Raw genomic sequence first — 21092 nt, 5'->3', positions numbered from 1 at the left:
AGCAAATGGCAGTTATAGCGGAACCGCCTCCAGTTTGGCCATACGCTCTCTGATCGTATCCGGGAGATTGTCTACCGAGCTCATATAACGCTTCACTTCAGCAAGCGTCACCCTGAGTCCTGAATAAGGATGCGTCAGCAGGTTCGTCAGCGCACTATTGGATTGCCGGCAGGCGAGTTCGGCGGCGGCACGTTGTTCGCGCGCCCTCAGTAAACTTCCGTAGAAAGCCTGGAGCTCGCTCAGCGCAAGATCATTTTTGCCCTGGTAATTATGCTCGGATGATACCAGCTGGATCAGTGCCGCAAAGGCAACAGTCTTGTCTGAATAAACGGTCCGGTACACTTCATCCGGTAAAAGCTCCCCGGCGCTCGCTCCGTTCAGCGCATACTGATCGCGCAGGGAACGGATAATGCTTACCGCTCTGCGTCCCTGCTCCGGTACACTCCAGCAAGCCTCCAGTAAATTGCCTATCCGGGAGCCCATAATGCCCAGACGTTTTTCAAGCATGCGCAACTGATGGTCCGCCTCTTTCAGCGTGAGCGTATGCCGGGTGCAGGCGCCCCACAACTGCATCACTTCATCACGGAAATCCATAAGGCGGACAAGCGTGATCCGCTGGTCCATGAGCTGGCGCCCGTAGTGCCGGTATCCGAGACAAATGGAAACCAATGTTTTTAATACATTTATATTCTTCCGTAAAGCCTGCTCATTCATAATATCCAATGCTCTTCCAGTGAAAAAAAACACGCGTGGTGTTACAACCTGATGCAGGAAATTGCAAGAATGATGCCAGAAACACCATTTTTGAACATAAAAAAAATGAATTTCTTTCACTTAATATAAAACAAAGAAAAACACATATTCAATTTCTCTAACAAATTAATAATGCGGATACCTGCGCCCAAAGCCACGCTGCAAGCCTTCCTATACCGATGATCTGCTTCCGGCAATTGGAATACAGGCACCCGCTAAGCCAGAAAAGAGCTGTTATCCGGCGCAAAAGCGTTACTTTTGCCGCCAAATCAGGAATGTACAATGGCAGGATTTACTGTGGCAATCGTAGGACGCCCGAACGTGGGCAAATCGACGCTCTTCAACCGCTTGCTCGAACAAAGAAAAGCAATCGTTGATGACTTCAGCGGCGTAACCCGCGATCGCCAATATGGTGTGGCGGAATGGTGCGGCAAAACATTTAATGTGATCGATACGGGAGGATTCGTTTCCCGCAGCGAAGATGTTTTTGAAAAAGAAATACGCAAACAGGTGCTTATTGCATTGGATGAAGCCGATGTGATCCTGTTTGTATGCGATACCGCCACCGGCATCACCACACTGGATGATGAAATGGCTGACGTACTGCGCCGCAGTCCCAAGCCGGTATTACTGGTGGTAAACAAGGTGGATAATGCCGCCCGGCTGCTGGAAGCAAACGAATTCTATGCACTCGGTTTTGATAAGGTATTTTTCGTCTCTTCCATTTCCGGAAGCGGCACCGGTGAACTGCTCGACGAGGTAGTGGCCCAGATGCCCGAAGATGTGGAAATGGCGACTACCAACGTAAAACGTACGATCAAGAGAGAAAAGACCCGCAGCGACGAGGAACTGGAAAAAGAGTGGGAAGAGGACGAAGACGATCTGTACAACAGCGATTTCGACAATATCGATGAGGAAAATGAGGTGATCGAGCAGGACGAATTCGTTCCGAAGATCGCGATCATCGGTCAGCCGAACGCCGGCAAGTCTACCCTGCTGAACGCCTTTACCGGTCAGGAGCGGACAATCGTGAGCAATATCCCGGGAACCACGCGTGACAGCATTCACACCCATTACAAACTATTCGGCAAGGAGTTTATCCTGATCGACACAGCCGGTCTGCGCCGCAAAAAGAATGTGCACGAAGACCTCGAATTTTATTCGGTGATCCGTGCGATCCGTGCGATGGACGAAGCGGATGTCTGCCTGCTTGTAATAGATGCGTTGAATGGTATCACGATGCAGGACATCAATATCTTCAGCCTGGCCGCCCGTAAAGGAAAAGGTATTCTTATTCTCGTCAATAAATGGGATGCGTTCGAAAAAGAAACGAATACGGCCCGCGACTACGAGAAAAAGATCAAGGAAAAAATGGCCCCTTTCAACGATGTTCCCATCGTGTTTATCTCGGCCAAAGACAAGCTGCGTATTTTCCAGGCGATGGAAAAGACCATCGAAGTGCACGACAATATGAAACGTCGTATACAAACTTCAAAACTGAACGAGTACCTGCTTAAAGAAATACAGAAATTCCCGCCGCCCATGACGCGCGGTCATAACGTAAGCATCAAATTCGTAAGACAGCTTCCTACAAAGGCCCCGTCTTTCGCATGCTACGCCAATTATCCGGAAGCGCTGAGCAACGGATACCGCAACTTTATTGAGAACAAGATCCGCGAACAATATAATTTTTCGGGTGTGCCGCTGCGCATTTACTTCCGTAAAAAATAAGCTGTTGGTACTGATCATTTCAAAAAAAACGGAACCTGTGAAAAGCAAAACCCTGAAGAAGAATAAGGTGAACATCATCACCCTCGGATGTTCGAAAAACCTTGTAGACAGTGAGGTGCTGAGCGGTCAGCTTGCAGCAAACGATATTCCTGTTGTGCACGAAAGCAGCAAAAAAGACCACAATATCGTTGTGGTGAATACCTGCGGCTTTATCGACAAAGCAAAAGAAGAAAGTATCAACACGATCCTCGAACAGCTGGAACTTAAGGAAAGAGGCAAACTGGATAAAGTGTATGTTACGGGCTGTCTGTCCGAGCGTTACCGCGGTGATCTGGCAAAAGAGATCAATGATGTGGATGCGTGGTTCGGCACCATGGAATTGCCGCTGATCCTGAAAGAACTGCAGGCCGATTATAAGGCCGAATTGCTCGGAGAGCGCATGCTGGCAACTCCCAAACATTATGCATACCTGAAAATATCCGAAGGCTGCAACAGAACCTGTTCGTTCTGTGCAATACCGCTGATGCGCGGCGGACACGTAAGCAAGACAATCGAGGAAGTGGTGAATGAGGCGAAAGGCCTGGTGAAAATGGGCGTGAAAGAGATCATGCTGATTGCGCAGGAGCTTACTTATTACGGTCTCGATATTTACAAAAAGAGAGCCCTGGCCGACCTGCTCAAGCATCTGAGCGATGTGCCGGGTCTGCATTGGATACGCCTCCATTACGCCTACCCTTCCAAATTTCCGATGGAAGTACTGGACGTAATGCGCGAGCGCGAAAATATCTGCAACTATCTGGATATGCCGCTGCAGCATGTTACGGATCGTATGCTCAAAGCAATGAAGCGGCAGATGGACAAACAGGAAATGACGGATCTGCTGGACGCCGTACGCGATCGTCTGCCGGGCATCTGTCTCCGTACAACGCTTATTGCCGGATTCCCCGGGGAAACCAGGGATGATGTGGAGGAACTGAAGGCTTTCCTTGAGCAGCAGCGTTTCGACCGCGTGGGTGTATTCACCTATTCGCACGAAGAAAATACCAGCGCCCACGATCTCGAAGACAATGTACCCGCAGAGGAAAAAGAAGCGCGTGCACAGGAGATCATGGAACTGCAACAGGAAATCTCTTACGAAAAGAACCAGGAACGGATCGGTCAGACCCTGAAAGTACTGGTAGATAAAAAGGAAAGCGGTCGCTACCTCGGACGTACCGAATTCGACAGCGTGGATGTGGACAACGAAGTGATCATCAATACCGACCGGCCGCTGAAACCGGGAGAATTTGTACACGTAAAAATTGAAAAGGCTTACGACTTCGACCTGGAAGGAAGCCTGGTAACCGTATCCTAAAAGAAACAATTATGCATAAACAGGCGCTTATAACAGGACTCATATGTGCAGGGCTCGGCGTGGTGATCGGGGCATTTGCGGCTCACGGTCTGAAGCCGCGCATGGACCTCGTGCAACAGCAAACCTTTGAAACCGGCGTACGCTATCAGATGTATCATTCCTTTGCGCTGATAGCGCTGGCATTAATAGGTGCGCACTTCCCCGGTGAGAAGATCCATTGGGCTTTTATCTGTTTCACACTGGGCATCATTTGTTTCAGCGGCTCGCTGTATGCGTTGGCATTGCTGAAAATGAACGGGAAAGTGGGGCTTGGAGGAATCGGCATTATCACCCCGATAGGCGGACTGTTTTTTATCCTCGGATGGCTGTTCACACTCCTGTCTGTTCTGCAGCAAAAAAACGCTTAACGCATACTACCATTGTTTCGCATATTACCTTTTCTCACCCGTAACGGGGTTCACAAATTCCTGCAGCTGCTGTTGCTGATATGCCTTTCCGGCGTACAGAGAGGTCAGTTTGCGCTTCCGGCAGAGCTACGTGTTTGCGCACGGAATATCTATCGCCATAAGGGTGATCCGCGGCAAACGCTGCAACAAAAATATTTCCCGGCCACGACGGAAAACCTGTCAGCTGAAGAAGCGTCCGAGTTTGAGCCCGGAACTTCTTTTACCGGTCCGGGTACATCTGCGCAATCAGGAAAATATTCCGTCCCGCCACAGGCACTGATTTATGTTTCTTCATCCGGCAGCCTTACCACCAGGCGGTATCTGCTGTACGGACACCTGCTGATCTAGTTTACGATCCATAAGACTTTAAAGCTGTCGTGATCCGGGTACACCATCCGGCACACACGCACCTATCTGCTGAAACGGCAACGCCGTACAGTTTCTTTTGATCGTTTTCTTTTAAACTTAATTATGAAAAATACTTTTCTGCTGATCTGCCTGCTGGCAGGTACATTCAGCTTATCCGCACAGAATTTCAAAGACGGTAAATTATTCCTTAACGAGGACGGCAGCCGTTACCTCAAGATCACGCTCAATAACCAGATCTGGATGCGCTACAACCAGAACAACCCGGGAAGTACCGTAAATGGCGAACCAAGAAACAATACCGCCGACGTCGGTATCCGCCGTTCCCGTATGCAATTGTTCGGGCCTGTCGCGTACAGAAGCTTCTTTTATGTGCAGATCGGTATCAACAACTTCAATGCGCTGTCCGACCGTAAGGCGGGCTTCTTCCTGCACGATGCGGTGGTGGATTACGAGTTCATTCCGCGCGCGCTGTCGATCGGTGGCGGACTCGGCGGCTGGTCGGGTGTTTCACGCTTCGCATCTTCATCCACATCGAGTGTGATGGGGCTGGATCTGCCTTTATATCAGGAGGCAACAAACGATGTGACCGATCAGTTCCTGCGTAAGCTGGAAGTGTACGCAAAAGGAAAGATCGGACATCTGGACTACCGTATTATCGTAGCCGAACCGATGGCCATTCAGAAGTCGGCCAACTACATAGCCAATCCGGCTGCCTTCAATACGCTCACCACTGTTTCCAATTTTAATACAGCGGCTCCGCAGGCACAGGTACAGGGTTATTTCCAGTACCAGTTTTTCGACGAAGAATCCAACCAGACGCCATACACAACGGGAACTTATCTCGGTGCAAAAAAAGTGTTCAACATCGGAGCGGGATTTCTGAATCAGGAAAAAGCGATGCGGCGTCTGGCGGATAACGGAACGGACACGGTTGTTTCAGCGCTGAGATTGCTGGCAGTGGATGTGTTTTACGATGCTCCGCTGAATCAGACAAAAGGTACTGCACTGAGCGCCTATGCCTCTGTGTCCAGCTATGATTACGGTAAAAATTACGTGCGTAACGCGGCCCCGATGAACCCGGCAAACGGCTCTCAGTTACCCGGTGTGCTGAACGGCGGCGGAAACGGCGTTCCGCTGTTCGGAACCGGAACCAATTTCTATTTCCAGGGCGGATATAAATTCCGCAATAAACTACTCGGTAAAATGGGTACACTATTGCCCTATGTAAGCGTTCAGTATTCCAAGCTTGAAAAACTGGCCGATCCTGTGGCCTATTATGACTGCGGTGTAAACTGGCTGATCTCCGGCCATAACTCCAAAATCAGCCTGGCCTTACAAAGCCGCCCGGTATTTGAGGCAAACGGAGCGGGAGAATATGTGAAGACGGTCCGCAAAAACGATATCGTATTGCAATACCAGGTTGGATTCTAAAAGTCTGCACGGTAAACGGTCTTCCGTTTTTTCCCCCATCGGTATCCATGTGTCCAGTAGGCCAGCTTCTGGCTCAGGATACCGATGCCTGCGCCGATCAGCACATCGTTCAGATAATGCCGGTTGTTGGCAACACGCATGAGTCCCACGGATGATGCCAGCGAATAGGCTGCGTACGGCATCCAGGGAAAGCGATGTTTATATTCCTCACTGATAAAGGTGGCGGCGAGGAATGCCTGCGCTGTATGACTGGAAGGAAAGGAATGCCGGTCGCTGCCGTCCGGGCGCCATTCAAGCGTGGTGTATTTGAGTCCGTATACCGATACCAGGCACATCGCCTCCGCCTTTACCAGTATGGCCGACCGGTTCCAGAAATCAGTTTTGGCACGCACGCCCGCCCAGTCAAGAATATACACGAGTGCGATCGGTGACAGCGCCAGCGCATCATCGGCATGCGTATGAAACGAAGCAAAATGATCATTGCGCCAGTCGCGTACATTGTATTTGAAAGAGGGAGCAACCGCTGCCCCTGCACCCGTGAGGGCCAGCGGGGCAATAAGCTGCGTTGCGGAAAAGCGCAACACAGGAATTTCGTTCTGTTGAACGCTGTCCTGCGCAGCAGCGTTGCCCTGCAGCAAAAAAACAGTACACAGTAATAAAAAGTATTGCTGTAGCCGGAATGACAAGCGGTATTCGTTTAAGATATCAACTGAAGCGTGGCCAGCGTTCTCACGGCCTGTGCTATTCCCGTCGCATCGTAACCGCAGTCGCGATGGAGTTCTTCGGGCTTACCATGCTCCACAACCTTGTCGGGAATACCCAGCATACGCATTTGCGGATGATAGTTGTTTTCCGCCATAAACTCTGCTACCGCGCTGCCGAATCCGCCTTTTACGGTACCGTCTTCCACGGTGACGATGCATTTGAATTTGCGGGCAATCTCATGCAACAGCGCTTCATCCAGCGGTTTCACGAAACGCATATCGTAATGTGCGGGACGCAGGTCTTCGGTACTCAGCATGCGGCAGGCGCTCACTGCAAAATTGCCGACATGGCCGATGGTGAGGATCGCAATATCTTCACCGTCCTGGATCATTCTTCCTTTACCGATCTCCAGACGTTCCATAGGCACACGCCATTCGGGCATCACACCTTGTCCGCGCGGGTAGCGGATGGAAAATGGATGAATCGTTTCCGGTAATTGTGCGGTGTACATCATATGGCGCAGCTCAGCTTCGTTCATAGGAGCGCAGACAATCATATTCGGGATGCAGCGCATGTATGCCAGATCATAGGCGCCGTGATGCGTGGCACCGTCATCGCCTACCACTCCTCCCCTGTCGAGGCAGAAGATCACCGGCAGATCCTGGATCGCTACGTCATGGATCACCATGTCGTAGGCACGCTGCATAAATGAACTGTAAATGTTACAGAATACCTTCATTCCCTGTGTGGCCAGCCCTGCACTGAGTGTTACGGCATGCTGCTCGGCAATGCCCACGTCTATTGCACGATCAGGCATTTCCTCCATCATAAATTTCAGGGAGCAGCCGGAGGGCATGGCAGGTGTGATACCCATCACCAGCGGATTGGCTTCAGCCAGTTCTATAATCGTACGACCGAACACATCCTGGTATTTGGGAGGTTCCGGTACAGAAGATATTTTCTTGGCGATTTTTCCGGTCACTTTATCAAACAGACCGGGCGCATGCCACAGCGTCTGATCTTTCTCCGCCAGCTCATAGCCTTTTCCCTTTACGGTTTTGATATGCAGCAGCTTCGGACCGGGTATATCATTCAGGTCTTTTAAAGTCTCTACCAATTTGGTTACGTTATGACCGTCTATCGGACCGAAATAACGCAGGCCCAGCGCTTCAAACAGATTGCTTTGCTTGGATACCATACCTTTCAGGCTGGAACCGAGCTTGCCGGCCATTTCGCGCTGAAATTCAGGATAAGGCAGTTTACCCAGCAATTTCCATACATCGTCGCGCAGCTTATTGTAAGTATGAGAAGTGGTAATGTCCGTAAGGTATTCTTTCAGTGCACCCACATTCGGGTCGATCGACATGTTATTGTCGTTCAGGATAACCAGCACATTTGCGTTGCTGACTCCCGCATGGTTCATTGCCTCGAATGGCAGACCCGCGGTCATCGCACCGTCTCCGATGATCGCAACATGATGACGATGTGTTTCGCCTTTGTACTTGGAAGCGATCGCCATACCCAGCGCCGCAGAAATGGAAGTGGATGAGTGTCCTACACCAAATGCGTCATATTCGCTTTCATGAATATTCGGGAAACCGCTGATACCGCCGTACCGGCGATTGGTATGGAATACATCGCGTCTTCCGGTAAGAATTTTGTGTCCGTATGCCTGGTGGCCCACATCCCATACAAGCTTATCGTCGGGAGTGTTGAACACATAATGCAGCGCCACAGACAGCTCCACCACGCCCAGACTGGCACCGAAGTGACCGCCGTTCACGCTCACGCTGTCGATAATAAACTGACGCAGTTCATTACAAACCTGCTGCAGGTCAGACTTATTCAGTTTTTTCAGATCGTCAGGATTGTTGATCTGGCTCAAAAGAGGCCCGGCGCTTATCTTTTCCATGTAGGTACTCAACGATTTGTCAAAGCTAAAAAGAATAATGGGAAATTAACGGCAGAAATTCAATAAAATTTGCGCCAGTCAATACATTGGCCTTTTTTTATGATTTGTCTTCCGCAGCATCATCAAAAGAAACCGAGGTACGGTAAACCGTTCCTTTAAACAGCGCCACCAGCTGTCCCTGTTCGTTCTCGGTACGGATATCGTAGACGCCTACTTTGTTACCCAGGTGCTGCTCCTGTGCGGTCACACGCAGGCGCTCCCCTTCTTTTGCGGCTTTTGTAAAAGTGATAGATACATCCAGCGCAACTGCGATCCGTCCCTGGCTGTTGGATGCGAACGCGAACGCAGAATCGGAAGCGGAAAACAATACGCCGCCGTGCACCTGTCCGTGTCCGTTCAGCATATCCCGGCGCACGGTATATGCCAGCGTGCAGGAGCCTTTACCCACAGATGTGATCTCAAGTCCGAGCCACCGGGAGAAATAATCCTGTTCCAGCATACGGTCCACTATTGCATTCGGTTCCATCTCTCAAAAATACAATAAAAAAGAGTGCCGGATGACCGGCACTCCCTGATAAACAATTAACAACAGAGGTATTAAAATCTTTCCAGACCGCTGAAGAAGAAAGAACCTTCGATCAGTGCGTTCTCATCGCTGTCAGAACCGTGTACGGCGTTTTCACCGATAGACGTGGCGTATTTTTTACGGATAGTACCTTCGGCAGCTTCGGCAGGATTGGTGGCGCCGATCAGCGTACGGAAATCAGCTACAGCATTCTCTTTTTCGAGGATAGCTGCAACGATCGGACCGCTGCTCATAAACTCGGTAAGCTCTCCGTAGAAAGGACGTGCGCTGTGCACTTCATAGAACTTTCCGGCCTGCTCCAGGCTCAGTTTCGTGTATTTCATCGCAACAATACGGAAACCCGCGTTGTTGATCATTTGAAGAATGTTTCCGATGTTACCGTTTTTCACAGCATCGGGTTTGATCATTGTAAACGTAACGTTTGACATAGAAAAATTAATTGTATGAGGATTTTGCGCCGCAAAGATAGGAGTTCACCCGCACATTGCGACATTATTTTATCATTTTCAGGTGAAGCCTGTTGTTTTAACGAAATCTTTGTTATTAGATTTGCACCGCTAAAGAATTAAGAATTTCTATTGTGTTTACCTCCACCCTATTGAAACACTTATGCAAGTCTTTATTGCTTGTATCTGTATGGATGACCATGTGTACCGGCTCCGGCGCACAGTCCCGCGACTGCGGCATGCCGGATCTCGGTTCCGAATTTTATGCCCGGCTCCATGATTCGTTGCGCCGGACCGAAACACCCGAAGTATTCAGCAAGAAGGCAGAACAGAAAGCTTATGAAGCGCTGAAAGAACGCAACAAAAATTTCATTTCAGGGCTGTTCTACTCCGACCTGATCGTGTACGACCCGATTGTTACGCCTTACCTCGAGTCGCTGATGCAGCGGCTTATTGCCGGCAGCCCGCAATTATTCACGGTCCGTCCGCACCTGTTCCTTTCCCGCTCCAAAATACCGAATGCGTATACAACGGGCAGCGGCATAATCATTGTCAACGCCGCGTATATCTACCAGACAAAAACAGAAGCCGACCTGCTGTGCTGTATCGGTCATGAGCTCGGGCATTTCCTGTCCGATGACGTGGAACAGTCCAACCGCAGCTACATCACGCTGACCCAGTCCGAAGCATATAAAGATTCCATGAAAGATGCCCAGCGAGGCCGGTTCAACCGGTATTCCCGCCTGGAGCAGACCGTGAAGCAATATGCATCCGGCAGCAGCGGACACTCCCGCTACCGGGAATCTGAAGCGGATTCAATGGCAGTACTGCTGCTGCACAACGCACATATCCCGTTTGACCCGGGGTTCTTTCTGCGGCTCGACTCGATGACGGCGGTCAGAAAACTACCGTTCAGCCGCGACCTCGCAACAGCCTGCACCCAACTGGGTCTGGAAGGCGTGAACATACCGCCTGCGGAAGCTAACGGACGCATGAAATGGAAGAAAAGTGCAAAAGACTCTGCCGACGAGGAACTCCTCAAAACGCACCCGGATTGCGCAGAACGGTTTAAACGCACACAAAAGTTCGCGGATGCAAAACCAGACACAAAACCTATTCCCGATCCGGTAAAAGAGCAGGTATATTTTCACCTGGTGCATTATGCGGTAGCGAACAACAGTATCGGTGAAGCGCTGTACCTCTTGCTGCGCGACACGGATTTTTCCGCAGAAAAGCGACAGCTCTATACCGCCCTTGCTCTATCCCGGCTACAGCTGGCAGCACGCAGGATGGAACGTGCAAAAACGATCGGAACGGTGCCGGCAGACGATTGCAGCGAAGCGTTCAACGCCATGCAGGCAATGCTGATGCGGATCCCGGAGCAGAAAATGCAGACTCTGATCAGCAATACCCAGGCAAAAACAGTCCTGCCCGAAGCAGCACTCGCCATCCGCGCATCCGAAGCCAAAGTCGAAGCCGAAGGCAGTACCGGAACAGACAAATGGACCTTATTCGACACCAACCCCTGTCATTACCTTAACGAAATAGTATCACCCGCACGATGAAAAAACATCTTTACGCAATTATCATCCCAATTTTTTGCCTGACCGGTACCAGCACAAAAGCGCAATTCCTGTCATTTAAAAAGCCGGCAAACGCTCTGAGGAGCTATACGATCCGTACGGGCGAAGGTGACAAACTCCAGAATTTTGTGAATTTCACCGAACTTGAACGCACCGGCCAGGACTCCTTTTTTTATCGCCTTTCGGTGATGGATGAGCAATTATCGAAAGCAGGACACATCGATTTTTCAGATGCTTACCTGAAACCAATGGCTGCGGCAAGAGGTGCAGGTCTGCTTTGCATCGCCTACCTGCGTACGGAAAAGCCGCGCATCAAATTATTTCAGAAACCGCAGACTGAAGGTGAGCTATTCTTTCAGTTCATAGACTCGGCAGGTACGATCCGGTACACTTTTTCCCGGACGGTAGACCTGTTGGCAGATGCGGCAAATGTAGGCATCCGTAATCCTGCAGTTCTTCGCTATGTGGAGGGCGCCGGCTTCCTGTATGCTTATGGCGACGGCCGGCCCAGAGAGTCGACGATGAGACCCGGCAACTATAAAGATGATGGCCTGACCGATAAAATAGGATTGCTGGATACGCAGGGCCGCGAAATATGGCGCTCGCAAACAAGGGAACGGCTTTCTTACCAACTGCAGATACGCGCGAATCATGAGCATGTGTGGCTACTGCGTGAACGCAACAGATCTGTCGTTCCTGCAGAATTTGAAATGAATATATTCAACATGCATGACGGGAAGCTGCAGGCGGTTCAGGAATTACGTCACTACAAGAACGATCAGCTGAACAACCTGTTGTTCGACCTGGACCAACAGCAGCAACCGGTTATGGCGGGCATCACAAGCACCGATGAAAAAACAGCCAAGGCATTCGCAGAAGTCATCAGTCCGGGCAGAAGAGGTCTGACATTACAAATTACTTTCCGTGAACTGCTGCGCGACAAATACAAAGACATTTACATCGCCCGCTGGAAGGACACTGCGCTCAGCTGGCAGCTATTCCCGCTCAGCGATACATCCAAGCTGACGCGCGACCTTTCAATAGACATGATGAATAATGCATTCGTCCCCTGTTATAGCTTCCTGGATAGCCTTAACACTGTGCGCTTTCTTGGTCCGCTGTTCAATTCGGCCGGTTCCGGATTTGAAACACATACCATCGGGCAAATGCGACTCGACAATTCAGGTCAGCTCGTAATGGAGCAAACCTATAATACCGACACCGTCGAACGGATCTTCCAGAACACCCACATATTGCTCGTACCCCGACTGTATTCTTCTTATTTCAAAATCGGCGGCCGCAACTATATCGCAATCGGCGATGCTAAAAATATGCGTATTATCGATTACCGGACACAAAAAATAATCAAGCAGATCAGGCGGAAAACAGACGATGTCAACCGCACTTTCTTCTGCTCCCGCGACGGCCATATCTCGATCATGGAAACGGATGCGCTCGGCAATACCAATGTATTTATCGAACCGATAGATTAACGGCTTACCTGTAAACCCCAAACCTGTTCTATGAATAATACCGCACGATTATCGCAAAGACTTGAGGAAGTATTTCTTTCCGGCAAGTGGATCGCGAATACCAATTATACGCAGGAACTGCAGCAGACTTCCGTTCCGGAAGCGAATACCCGCATCGGCAACCTGAATACGATCGCGGTATTGTGCTACCACATCAATTACTACCTGGAGGGTTTGCTTAAAGTATTACAGGGCGGACCGCTGGAGATCAGCGACAGGTTCAGTTTCGACGCACCGGAGATCAGTACTGCGTCTGCATGGGAACAGCGCGTGCAGTCCCTGCGCACTAATGCATGGCAGTTTACGGAAGCAGTAAGCCAACTGAGCGACGCACAACTGGAAGCGCCTTTTGTGCAGGAACAATACGGAACCTGGCAGCGCAACATAGAAGCCGTGATCGAACACAGCTATTACCACCTGGGGCAGATCGTACTGATACGGAAAATGCTGTCCGGCAATACAGCGCAATAATTCAGGCGATCGGCGCGAGTTCCATAGCCGCCGCCAGTTCCTGAAGATCACTTACCACGGCATCGATCAGCGGAATACCCTGTTGCATGCGCTCCACGGACATCTTCGCTTCCGGCTCACCCGGAATGATCACCGCTTCCTGTCCCTCAGTGGTCTCCGCCTGCTTGAAGCGCCGCACCCACTGGTCCATATGTAGCTTAAAATCTGCTGCGGGCCGGAACGCATCGATGCGCATGGCACCGAAAAAATGCCCCAGTCCTTTTCCCGGCATGTCGTCGGCAACCGGCAGAAAGCTCACAAACGGAGGCACCCAGGGTCCGTAGCTGGCACCGCTCAGCACCGCGGAGAAAATATCCACCATCGCACCCAGCGCATAACCTTTATGGCTGCCCTGTTCGCGCGTGCCGCCAAGCGGCAACAGTGCTCCACCCTTTTTTACACCATGCTGATCGGTGGTGATATTACCCTGCTGATCCTGTATCCAACCCGCCGGTGCCGGTTCATTCTTACGTTGCAGTATTTCCAGCTTACCGTTCGCGGCGGTAGTGGTGGCCATATCCATCACAAAAGGGGCTTCTGCTCCGGCCGGTATCGCTACCGCAATCGGGTTCGTCCCCAGCAGTCGCTCTATAGAAAAGGTAGGTGCCACGAGCGGACTCGCATTGGTCATTGCAATACCGATCATATCCTCTTCCAGCGCCATCATCGCATGGCAGCCCGCAATACCGAAATGGTTGCTGTTCGACACCGCAACCCAGCCCGTACCCGCAATCCTGGCTTTTTCCATTGCTTTGCGCATAGCCGCAGGGGCCACCACGAGTCCCAGACCCGCGTCGCCATCCATCGTGGCCGTGGACGGACTTTCATGCACGATTTTAATGGCTGGTGCTGCATTTACACGGCCTCCCTTCCAGAGACGTACATAACCGGACAACCGCGCCACACCGTGGGAATCCACCCCCCTGAGGTCGGCAGACAGCAGTACGGCGGCCGCTTCGCGCGCCTGCGCTTCCGGACAACCCATTTTCAGAAACACCTGTTCTGCAAAAGCATGAAGGACTGCATACGGAAAAGTCTGGAAAGCCATAGTCGCGGAATTTGGTGCGCAAATTACAAAGCAATCGCGATTTATACCCGCACAGATCTGCCGACCGCAGCCACCATGCTTGTTTTACCGCTAAAAAAGTTATTTTTGCGCCTGTTATTTTTATTAGATCAACTTAAAATCTCAAGATTATCATTATGGATTTGTTTGCCAAGTTCGAGAATAAACTAGGACCTATCGGTGACTACGCGGAGCAAGCCCCCGGTTATTTTGCATTCCCCAAACTGGAAGGAGAGATCGGAAACCACATGTATTTCCGCGGTAAAGAGAAGATCGTATGGAGTCTGAACAACTATCTCGGACTCGCGAACCATCCTGAAGTCCGCAAAGTGGATACGGAAGCTGCTGCTGCCTATGGTATGGCTGCTCCGATGGGTGCGCGTATGATGAGCGGTAACTCCGATAATCATGAGCGTCTCGAAAAAGAACTGGCTGCATTTATCGGTAAAGAAGACGCGATGCTGTTCAACTTCGGATACCAGGGAATGGTATCTGCAATTGATGCATTGTGCAGCCGCCGCGATGTGATCGTTTACGATGCGGAATCGCATGCCTGTATCATCGACGGACTGCGCCTGCATCCGGGTCACCGCTATGTGTTCAAGCATAACGACGTGGCTGATTGCGAGAAACAATTGCAGCGTGCCGTGGAAATGGCGGAGAAAACCGGTGGCGGTATCCTGCTGATCACCGAAGGGGTATTCGGTATGAGCGGCAACCAGGGTAAGATCAAAGAGATCGCTGCCCTGAAATCCAAATACGAATTCCGCCTGTTTGTAGACGATGCGCACGGATTCGGAACAATCGGTTCCCGCGGAGCCGGTGTGGGTGATGCACAGGATTGTATTGACGAGATCGACATTTACTTCTCTACGTTTGCCAAATCTATGGCGAGCATCGGGGGCTTCCTCGCTGCCGACAAGAAAATACTGAAATTCCTGCGCTATAATATGCGCTCCCAGATCTATGCGAAATCCATGCCGATGCCGATCGTTGTGGGTAACCTGAAACGCCTGGAACTGCTGCGTTCCCGTCCGGAACTGCGCGAAAAACTGTGGCATAATGTAAACCGCCTGCAGCAGGGATTGCGCGACCGTGGTTTCGATATCGGAACGACGAACAGCCCCGTAACGCCTGTGATCATGAAAGGAGGTTTGTTCGATGCAACGCACCTGATCCTGGATATGCGTGAGAACTACAATATCTTCTGTTCTGTGGTGGTGTACCCGGTGATTCCGAAAGGTATGATCATCCTGCGCCTGATCCCAACGGCAGCGCACACCGACGAGGATATCGACAAAACACTGCAGGCGTTCAGCGAACTCCGCGATAAGATCGAACAAAAGGTCTATCCGCAGGAAATGCCGAATATCGAAAATCTGTAACAGAGAAAAAGCCATCCGAAAGGGTGGCTTTTTTGTAGATGAAAATGTTTGAGTGGACGCAGGACCTTAATTAGGAGCAATAAAAGAAATGAGTAGAAGATAATAAGCCGCTAAAAATTCAGCATATTAATAATTAATAAAGGGTGTAACTAAGCGGTATGAATTTTTATTGCTCTATCTAATTCTTCTAAAATTTCATTTTATTGATTAATTATATTTTGGCACAGAGTTTGCGGCAATACAAATGACACTTATTTAATTGGTGAAATTTATGAATGCCTATTACAATGTTAGTCCAGTTACTGGCAAATCGTCTGGAGTCAGAGGTTATGATTATGGTTATGATTATATGACTATTTATTTTACAAGTGGACGTATTTACACCTATACGTATGCATCTTGTGGAGAAACTCATATTGAGACTATGAAGATTCTTGCAGATAGGCAAAGCGGTTTGAATACATATGTAACAAAACACAAACCGACATTTGCTTCTAAAAGCTAAATCAAAAAATCCCAGCATTCACAATTCTGGGATTTTTAATTTTTTAATGAGACCATTTTTATATTAAAATAGATTTGGTGCATTTTGATTAGTTAGCACCAATTTTAATTATTACGTGCAACTTAGATGAATACATCTGCACTCCAATCCCCTTACCTTTACCCACATGAAACAACAGAATTACGCCAACCACCGTATGTATTACGCGCCGCACCATTTTGTGCTGCTGCCTTTACTGGGATTCCTGATGATATGGGGAGGGTGGAAATGGTATGAGACGGGCGAACTGGCCTGGGGACTATTCGGGATAGCCGTATTTTGTATCCTTTATCTCACACTGATGCTGCGCCAGCACTATGCGCTGGGCAACCAGAACCGTATCGTACGATTGGAATTCCGCCTGCGGTATTTTGAATTGACGGGCACATCCGCCAAGGCTGTAGAATCTCGTCTCAGTTTCGGACAAATAGCTGCACTGCGTTTCGCAAGCGACGAGGAATTCCTCCCGCTGTTGCAACAGGCTCTGGACCGTCAGCTGAACGCCGACGATATCAAGAAGCAGATCAGCAACTGGCAAGCCGACACGATGCGCATATAAGCGCTATTCGTAAGCTTTTACAATATTCTTCAGCTCGTTCAGTTTCATCAGTGCCTCCACGGGTGTGAGGGTATTGATGTCGGTCTGCGTGAGGATATGCTGTATGGAGCGCAGGTCTTCCGATAAACCGTCGAATATGTTCAGCTGGAAATGCTGGGCAGGCTTCATCTTCTTCACCTGTTCGAGCGCAGGCGATCCTCCCTGGTGCTTTTCTTCCAGTTGTGCCAGCACTTCCTCCGCGCGCTGGGTGAGCGCCGCAGGCATACCTGCCATTTTCGCTACCTGAATACCAAAGCTGTGACGGCTTCCGCCCGGTGCGAGTTTCCGCAGAAAAATCACCTGGTTGCCGGTTTCACGGTGCGTGATGTGGTAGTTTTTCACGCGCTGCAGCCGGTTCTCCAGCTCATTCAGTTCATGATAGTGGGTGGCAAACAGGGTCTTGGGCCGTTCTTTGCGTTCCTGCAGGTATTCCACAATAGACCAGGCTATCGAAATTCCGTCATAGGTACTTGTACCGCGCCCGATCTCGTCCAGCAGGATCAGGCTGCGTGCAGAAATATTGTTGATAATGCTCGCGGTCTCGTTCATTTCCACCATGAACGTACTCTCGCCGCCGCTGAGGTTGTCGGAAGCCCCTACCCTCGTAAAGATCTTATCCGTAAGCCCGATACGCGCGGCCGAAGCGGGCACATAGCTGCCCATATGCGCCATCAGCGTGACAATTGCGGTCTGCCGCAGCAATGCCGACTTACCGCTCATATTCGGTCCGGTAAGGATGATGATCTGCTGCGATTCGTTGTCCAGGAAAATATCGTTCGCGACATATTGCTCGCCCGGCGGCAGTCGCTGCTCAATCACGGGGTGCCTCGCATCTTTGATTTCCAGCACGGGCTCTTCGCAGATCTCCGGTCGATGGTAATTGTAGGTAACCGCATTGTGTGCAAAACACAACAGGCAATCCAGCTGCGCGGCAATCGATGCATTCAGCTGTATCGCATTGATCATCGGATCGATGGATTGCAGCAGCTGCTGGTATAATTCAAGTTCCAGCGCGAGGATCTTATCCTCAGCGCCCAGGATTTTTTCTTCGTATTCCTTCAGCTCGGGCGTGATATAGCGCTCGGCGTTCGTAAGCGTTTGTTTGCGGATCCAGTCGGCTGGCACCTTATCCTTGTGCACATGCGTTACTTCCAGGTAATAGCCAAACACGTTGTTGAAGGCCACTTTCAGCGAACTGATACCGGTTTTCTGCATTTCCTGCTGCTGTATGGCCAGCAGGTATTCCTTCCCGCTGCGGGATATTTTGCGCAGATCGTCGAGCACTTCGTGAACGCCGTCGCGGATCATGCCGCCCTTCGCCGCCACAGCCGGAGCTGCTTCGTCTATGGTCCGGAAAATGCGTTCCTGCAATTCGGTGCAGGGTGCTACCTGTTCGGCCAGCTGACGCAGTACCGTATTTTCCGATTGTAATGCACGTTCGCGTATGGCCTGCATATGCTGCAATCCTTTTCCGAGTTGCAGGATCTCGCGCGGACTCGCTTTTTTGAGCGGAACCCGGCTGATGAGCCGCTCCAGGTCGCCTACCTGCCGGATATCCCGGTTGATCTGGTCTGCAAAGTCCTGTTCGCGGATCAGGTAGGTCACGAGGTCCAGGCGCTGGTTGATCTTGTACAGGTCGAACAACGGCAGCATCATCCAGCGTTTCAGGAGACGGGCGCCCATAGGCGTCTGCGTATGGTCCATCGCTTTCAGCAGGCTCATGCTGTGCTCCTCGCCATTACCCAGCAGCTCCAGGTTGCGGATCGTGAACCGGTCCATCATCAGGTAATCGCCGGGAATGATCTTCTGGATACTGCTGATATGCTGCAGGTTCGAGTGTTCCGTATCCCGCAGGTAATGCAGCGCTGCGCCGCCTGCGATAATGGCCGCGCGCATATCTTCGATACCGAAGCCTTTGAGCGACTGTGTCTTGAAATGCTGCAGCAGACCATCGTATGCATAGGTATCCTGGAAAATCCAGTCGTCCAGAGCAAAAGTGTATGTCTTATTGTCTATGTGTTCGCGGAAATACTTCTGCCTTCCTTTGGCCAGGATGATCTCCGAAGGCTGGAAGCTTTGCAGCAGCTTATCCATATAAGCCTCATCCCCTTCCGCGCAGAAAAGTTCACCTGTGCTGATATCCAGGAAAGCCACGCCGGAAATCCCGTCCGTGAGGTATAAAGCCGCGAGAAAATTGTTGCTTTTGTTTTCAAGCAATTTGTCACCTGTCGCGAGACCCGGTGTAACAAGTTCAGTCACACCGCGTTTTACGATTCCCTTGGCCAGTTTCGGATCTTCGAGCTGGTCGCATACGGCCACGCGGTACCCGGCTTTCACCAGTTTGTGCAGGTAGGTTTCCAGCGAAAAATGCGGAAAGCCCGCCAGCTCGATGCTGCTCGCACTGCCATTCGCACGCTTGGTAAGCGTGATACCCAATACCCGCGCGGCAATCACCGCATCGGATGCAAACGTTTCATAAAAATCTCCTACCCGGAACAACAGCACAGCATCGGGATATCTGGATTTGATCTCCCGGTGCTGCTTCATCAAAGGGGTTTCCTGATCCTTTTTAGCCATACGGGTACAAACCTAAATAAAAAACACACCGTTACAGCGGTGTGTTTTCTACGTATGTTGATAAAATGTCGGCAGGACATCCGGAAACTTACTTCACGAAAAAGATCACGTTGGTTGCCCATTTGGTGGAATCCGGATCATCTGCCGGTCCGCTGATATATTCTTCGAGCACATTCACGATGTTCATCCCCCTCTTACCGGCATAGTCCTGGAGGATTCTGTGTGCGGAACCGAGGTTTGCATAACCGCCTTTATATAATAGCGAGATCACTGTAGAGGTGGGAACGGGCATCACCGTTATGTCTTTATCGGGAAGCGGGCCGGAGCCGGACAAAGCATAAGCAGGGCCTATCTCGTATTTCTGGGCGCTGTCTTCCCAACGATAATAGAATGTGGCGGGAGGGCCGACAATCCGCTCCGGAGCGGCCTCGCGGATCTTACGGAACACGGATTCGGAGAAATCTTTCATCTCAGCAAAAGATACGCTCTTCCGGATCGTTGCATAGTTGGTGGCAGGAAAGCTGCGTTCAACGATGTTTGATTCTGTCATTTCTATCTGCGGATGCGCTACCGTATATGCTTCCAGCAGTTCCAATCCCCGTTCCAGATCTTTCCCTACCGAATGGTCGAACATGAAATTCAGTGCATTGAAGGGGAATGTAGCGATCATCTCCATCTCCCAGGTAACCTTCACCTCACCGGTCTGCTGCGCTTCCACGCTGATAGACCCTGAGGAACGACCGTGCCAGGGTTTGATAAACTCCAGCTCGTACTTCATTTTTTCGATCGTCACCGCAATATTGGTCATTTTACCCGAGCCTGTTTCATCGCCTACCCAGGTATAACTGCTGCCGGGTTGTCCGTCCACACCCTCATACGTAAGCTTTACACCCGGCTCGATCTCTACCCAGGGACTCCAGTGGGGCCAGTTCTTAAAACGGACCACCTGGTCGAATACAACGGGCTGGGACGCCTTCCAGGTCCTGGTACGAACTATATGCGCCACTTTAGGTTGCGTGAACGCAAGAATAAAAAATACCAGGATCAGTAACCCGATGATAATTCCCAATATTTTAAAAAATCGCTTCATAAGGCAGCTCTGTTTCCTGACAAGATATAAACTTTTTAAAAAAAATAATTCATTTCTACCCTGCGGTAAAAATGAATTATCGGATTCCGGTCAGCAGATCGGACTAGTATTCGTCTTCGTTGAAGAAGAAGTCTTCCTGTGTAGGATAGTCAGGCCAGATATCTTCCACGCCTTCATACACTTCACCTTCATCATCCAGCTCCTGGAGATTTTCAACTACCTCCAGCGGAGCTCCCGAACGGATCGCATAGTCAATCAGTTCGTCTTTGGTCGCCGGCCATGGCGCATCTTCAAGGTGTGAAGCAAGTTCTAAGGTCCAAAACATATTAATTAAATTTAGCTGTATTAACGAGTTTCCGCAAATGTAAGTGTTCGCAATTAAAAACAAATTTTTTTTTGAAACCTTAAAAATATCAAAACATTCGCCCCTAAAAACAGCACTTTCATTGAAAAACTATTGCTTATTTTTGGTCG

General features: G+C 50.3%; 19 protein-coding genes. 10 read left to right on the top strand and 9 right to left on the bottom strand.

Annotated features, from left to right (window positions below; genetic code table 11):
• Positions 1-12: 12 nt before the first annotated feature.
• A complete protein-coding gene (locus ABD846_RS07325) occupies positions 13-747 on the bottom strand; it encodes a hypothetical protein (protein ID WP_344824588.1) in 735 nt (244 codons plus the stop codon).
• 288 nt (positions 748-1035) lie between these two features.
• Between ABD846_RS07325 and der the strand changes: the two genes are divergently transcribed.
• The 5 genes from der (at position 1036) to ABD846_RS07300 (ending at position 6084) form a co-directional block, all read left to right on the top strand.
• Positions 1036-2484 (top strand): ribosome biogenesis GTPase Der, encoded by a 1449-nt coding sequence (der, locus tag ABD846_RS07320; protein WP_344824585.1) that lies wholly within the window; start codon positions 1036-1038, stop codon positions 2482-2484.
• Positions 2485-2521: 37 nt separating this feature from the next.
• Positions 2522-3838, top strand: coding sequence for a 30S ribosomal protein S12 methylthiotransferase RimO (gene rimO / locus ABD846_RS07315; protein ID WP_344824582.1), 1317 nt, complete (start codon positions 2522-2524; stop codon positions 3836-3838).
• Between the two features lie 11 nt (positions 3839-3849).
• Positions 3850-4245, top strand: a complete 396-nt coding sequence (locus tag ABD846_RS07310; RefSeq protein WP_344824579.1) for a DUF423 domain-containing protein — start codon at positions 3850-3852, stop codon at positions 4243-4245.
• Between the two features lie 12 nt (positions 4246-4257).
• Positions 4258-4632, top strand: a complete 375-nt coding sequence (locus ABD846_RS07305; RefSeq protein WP_344824576.1) for a hypothetical protein — start codon at positions 4258-4260, stop codon at positions 4630-4632.
• A gap of 123 nt (positions 4633-4755) precedes the next feature.
• Complete coding sequence (locus tag ABD846_RS07300) at positions 4756-6084, top strand: hypothetical protein (protein WP_344824572.1); 1329 nt, start codon at positions 4756-4758, stop codon at positions 6082-6084.
• Here the strand turns inward: ABD846_RS07300 and ABD846_RS07295 are convergent.
• From ABD846_RS07295 to ABD846_RS07280, 4 genes are all read right to left on the bottom strand, one after another.
• Positions 6081-6770: a phosphatase PAP2 family protein gene (locus ABD846_RS07295; RefSeq protein WP_344824570.1), complete on the bottom strand. Its 690-nt coding sequence runs from the start codon at positions 6768-6770 to the stop codon at positions 6081-6083. The two genes, ABD846_RS07300 and ABD846_RS07295, sit on opposite strands and share 4 nt — an antisense overlap.
• Positions 6771-6781: 11 nt before the next feature.
• A complete protein-coding gene (dxs, locus tag ABD846_RS07290) occupies positions 6782-8701 on the bottom strand; it encodes a 1-deoxy-D-xylulose-5-phosphate synthase (RefSeq protein WP_344824568.1) in 1920 nt (639 codons plus the stop codon).
• 97 nt (positions 8702-8798) lie between these two features.
• Positions 8799-9227: a hydroxyphenylacetyl-CoA thioesterase PaaI gene (gene paaI / locus ABD846_RS07285; RefSeq protein WP_344824566.1), complete on the bottom strand. Its 429-nt coding sequence runs from the start codon at positions 9225-9227 to the stop codon at positions 8799-8801.
• 71 nt (positions 9228-9298) lie between these two features.
• Positions 9299-9715 (bottom strand): nucleoside-diphosphate kinase, encoded by a 417-nt coding sequence (locus ABD846_RS07280; RefSeq protein ID WP_344824564.1) that lies wholly within the window; start codon positions 9713-9715, stop codon positions 9299-9301.
• A gap of 170 nt (positions 9716-9885) precedes the next feature.
• Here ABD846_RS07280 and ABD846_RS07275 point away from each other — a divergent pair, with 170 nt between their 5' ends.
• Genes ABD846_RS07275 through ABD846_RS07265 form a run of 3 tightly spaced genes read left to right on the top strand, consistent with a single transcriptional unit; the run spans position 9886 to position 13319 of the window.
• Complete coding sequence (locus ABD846_RS07275; RefSeq protein ID WP_344824562.1) at positions 9886-11298, top strand: M48 family metalloprotease; 1413 nt, start codon at positions 9886-9888, stop codon at positions 11296-11298.
• Positions 11295-12809 (top strand): hypothetical protein, encoded by a 1515-nt coding sequence (locus ABD846_RS07270; RefSeq protein ID WP_344824560.1) that lies wholly within the window; start codon positions 11295-11297, stop codon positions 12807-12809. Before ABD846_RS07275 ends, ABD846_RS07270 begins: the two co-directional genes overlap by 4 nt.
• Positions 12810-12839: 30 nt before the next feature.
• Complete coding sequence (locus ABD846_RS07265; protein WP_344824557.1) at positions 12840-13319, top strand: DinB family protein; 480 nt, start codon at positions 12840-12842, stop codon at positions 13317-13319.
• Position 13320: 1 nt separating this feature from the next.
• Here ABD846_RS07265 and ABD846_RS07260 read toward each other — a convergent pair whose 3' ends face one another.
• Positions 13321-14406: an Ldh family oxidoreductase gene (locus ABD846_RS07260; protein ID WP_344824554.1), complete on the bottom strand. Its 1086-nt coding sequence runs from the start codon at positions 14404-14406 to the stop codon at positions 13321-13323.
• A 155-nt stretch (positions 14407-14561) separates the two neighbouring features.
• On the opposite strand from ABD846_RS07260, the gene ABD846_RS07255 reads away from it, so the two are divergent.
• Positions 14562-15809, top strand: a complete 1248-nt coding sequence (locus tag ABD846_RS07255; protein WP_344824551.1) for an aminotransferase class I/II-fold pyridoxal phosphate-dependent enzyme — start codon at positions 14562-14564, stop codon at positions 15807-15809.
• Positions 15810-16480: 671 nt separating this feature from the next.
• A complete protein-coding gene (locus ABD846_RS07250) occupies positions 16481-16912 on the top strand; it encodes a DUF6526 family protein (protein WP_344824548.1) in 432 nt (143 codons plus the stop codon).
• A gap of 3 nt (positions 16913-16915) precedes the next feature.
• Here the strand turns inward: ABD846_RS07250 and mutS are convergent, their stop codons facing one another.
• From mutS to ABD846_RS07235, 3 genes are all read right to left on the bottom strand, one after another.
• Positions 16916-19528 carry a DNA mismatch repair protein MutS gene (gene mutS / locus ABD846_RS07245; protein ID WP_344824545.1) on the bottom strand — a complete coding sequence of 871 codons (2613 nt, stop codon included), beginning with the start codon at positions 19526-19528 and terminating at the stop codon, positions 16916-16918.
• 88 nt (positions 19529-19616) lie between these two features.
• On the bottom strand, positions 19617-20618 hold the full coding sequence (locus tag ABD846_RS07240; protein WP_344824542.1) for an SRPBCC family protein: 1002 nt from the start codon (positions 20616-20618) through the stop codon (positions 19617-19619).
• Positions 20619-20721: 103 nt separating this feature from the next.
• Complete coding sequence (locus tag ABD846_RS07235) at positions 20722-20943, bottom strand: DUF2795 domain-containing protein (RefSeq protein WP_344824539.1); 222 nt, start codon at positions 20941-20943, stop codon at positions 20722-20724.
• Positions 20944-21092 lie beyond the last annotated feature (149 nt).

Origin of the sequence: Rurimicrobium arvi (genome assembly GCF_039540495.1) — a bacterium.
GTDB lineage: Bacteria > Bacteroidota > Bacteroidia > Chitinophagales > Chitinophagaceae > Rurimicrobium > Rurimicrobium arvi.
Note: the sequence above shows the minus strand (reverse complement) of the source record. Positions and strands in the feature narration are given on the sequence as shown.

What these genes read in the sequence shown, in the direction of transcription:
- dxs (WP_344824568.1), bottom strand. Translation starts at nt 8,701, where the DNA reads ATGGAAAAGATAAGCGCCGGGCCTCTTTTGAGCCAGATCAACAATCCT.
- ABD846_RS07260 (WP_344824554.1), bottom strand. Translation starts at nt 14,406, where the DNA reads ATGGCTTTCCAGACTTTTCCGTATGCAGTCCTTCATGCTTTTGCAGAA.
- ABD846_RS07240 (WP_344824542.1), bottom strand. Translation starts at nt 20,618, where the DNA reads ATGAAGCGATTTTTTAAAATATTGGGAATTATCATCGGGTTACTGATC.
- ABD846_RS07280 (WP_344824564.1), bottom strand. Translation starts at nt 9,715, where the DNA reads ATGTCAAACGTTACGTTTACAATGATCAAACCCGATGCTGTGAAAAAC.
- ABD846_RS07250 (WP_344824548.1), top strand. Translation starts at nt 16,481, where the DNA reads ATGAAACAACAGAATTACGCCAACCACCGTATGTATTACGCGCCGCAC.
- mutS (WP_344824545.1), bottom strand. Translation starts at nt 19,528, where the DNA reads ATGGCTAAAAAGGATCAGGAAACCCCTTTGATGAAGCAGCACCGGGAG.
- ABD846_RS07270 (WP_344824560.1), top strand. Translation starts at nt 11,295, where the DNA reads ATGAAAAAACATCTTTACGCAATTATCATCCCAATTTTTTGCCTGACC.
- ABD846_RS07265 (WP_344824557.1), top strand. Translation starts at nt 12,840, where the DNA reads ATGAATAATACCGCACGATTATCGCAAAGACTTGAGGAAGTATTTCTT.
- ABD846_RS07235 (WP_344824539.1), bottom strand. Translation starts at nt 20,943, where the DNA reads ATGTTTTGGACCTTAGAACTTGCTTCACACCTTGAAGATGCGCCATGG.
- ABD846_RS07300 (WP_344824572.1), top strand. Translation starts at nt 4,756, where the DNA reads ATGAAAAATACTTTTCTGCTGATCTGCCTGCTGGCAGGTACATTCAGC.
- ABD846_RS07255 (WP_344824551.1), top strand. Translation starts at nt 14,562, where the DNA reads ATGGATTTGTTTGCCAAGTTCGAGAATAAACTAGGACCTATCGGTGAC.
- der (WP_344824585.1), top strand. Translation starts at nt 1,036, where the DNA reads ATGGCAGGATTTACTGTGGCAATCGTAGGACGCCCGAACGTGGGCAAA.
- paaI (WP_344824566.1), bottom strand. Translation starts at nt 9,227, where the DNA reads ATGGAACCGAATGCAATAGTGGACCGTATGCTGGAACAGGATTATTTC.
- ABD846_RS07310 (WP_344824579.1), top strand. Translation starts at nt 3,850, where the DNA reads ATGCATAAACAGGCGCTTATAACAGGACTCATATGTGCAGGGCTCGGC.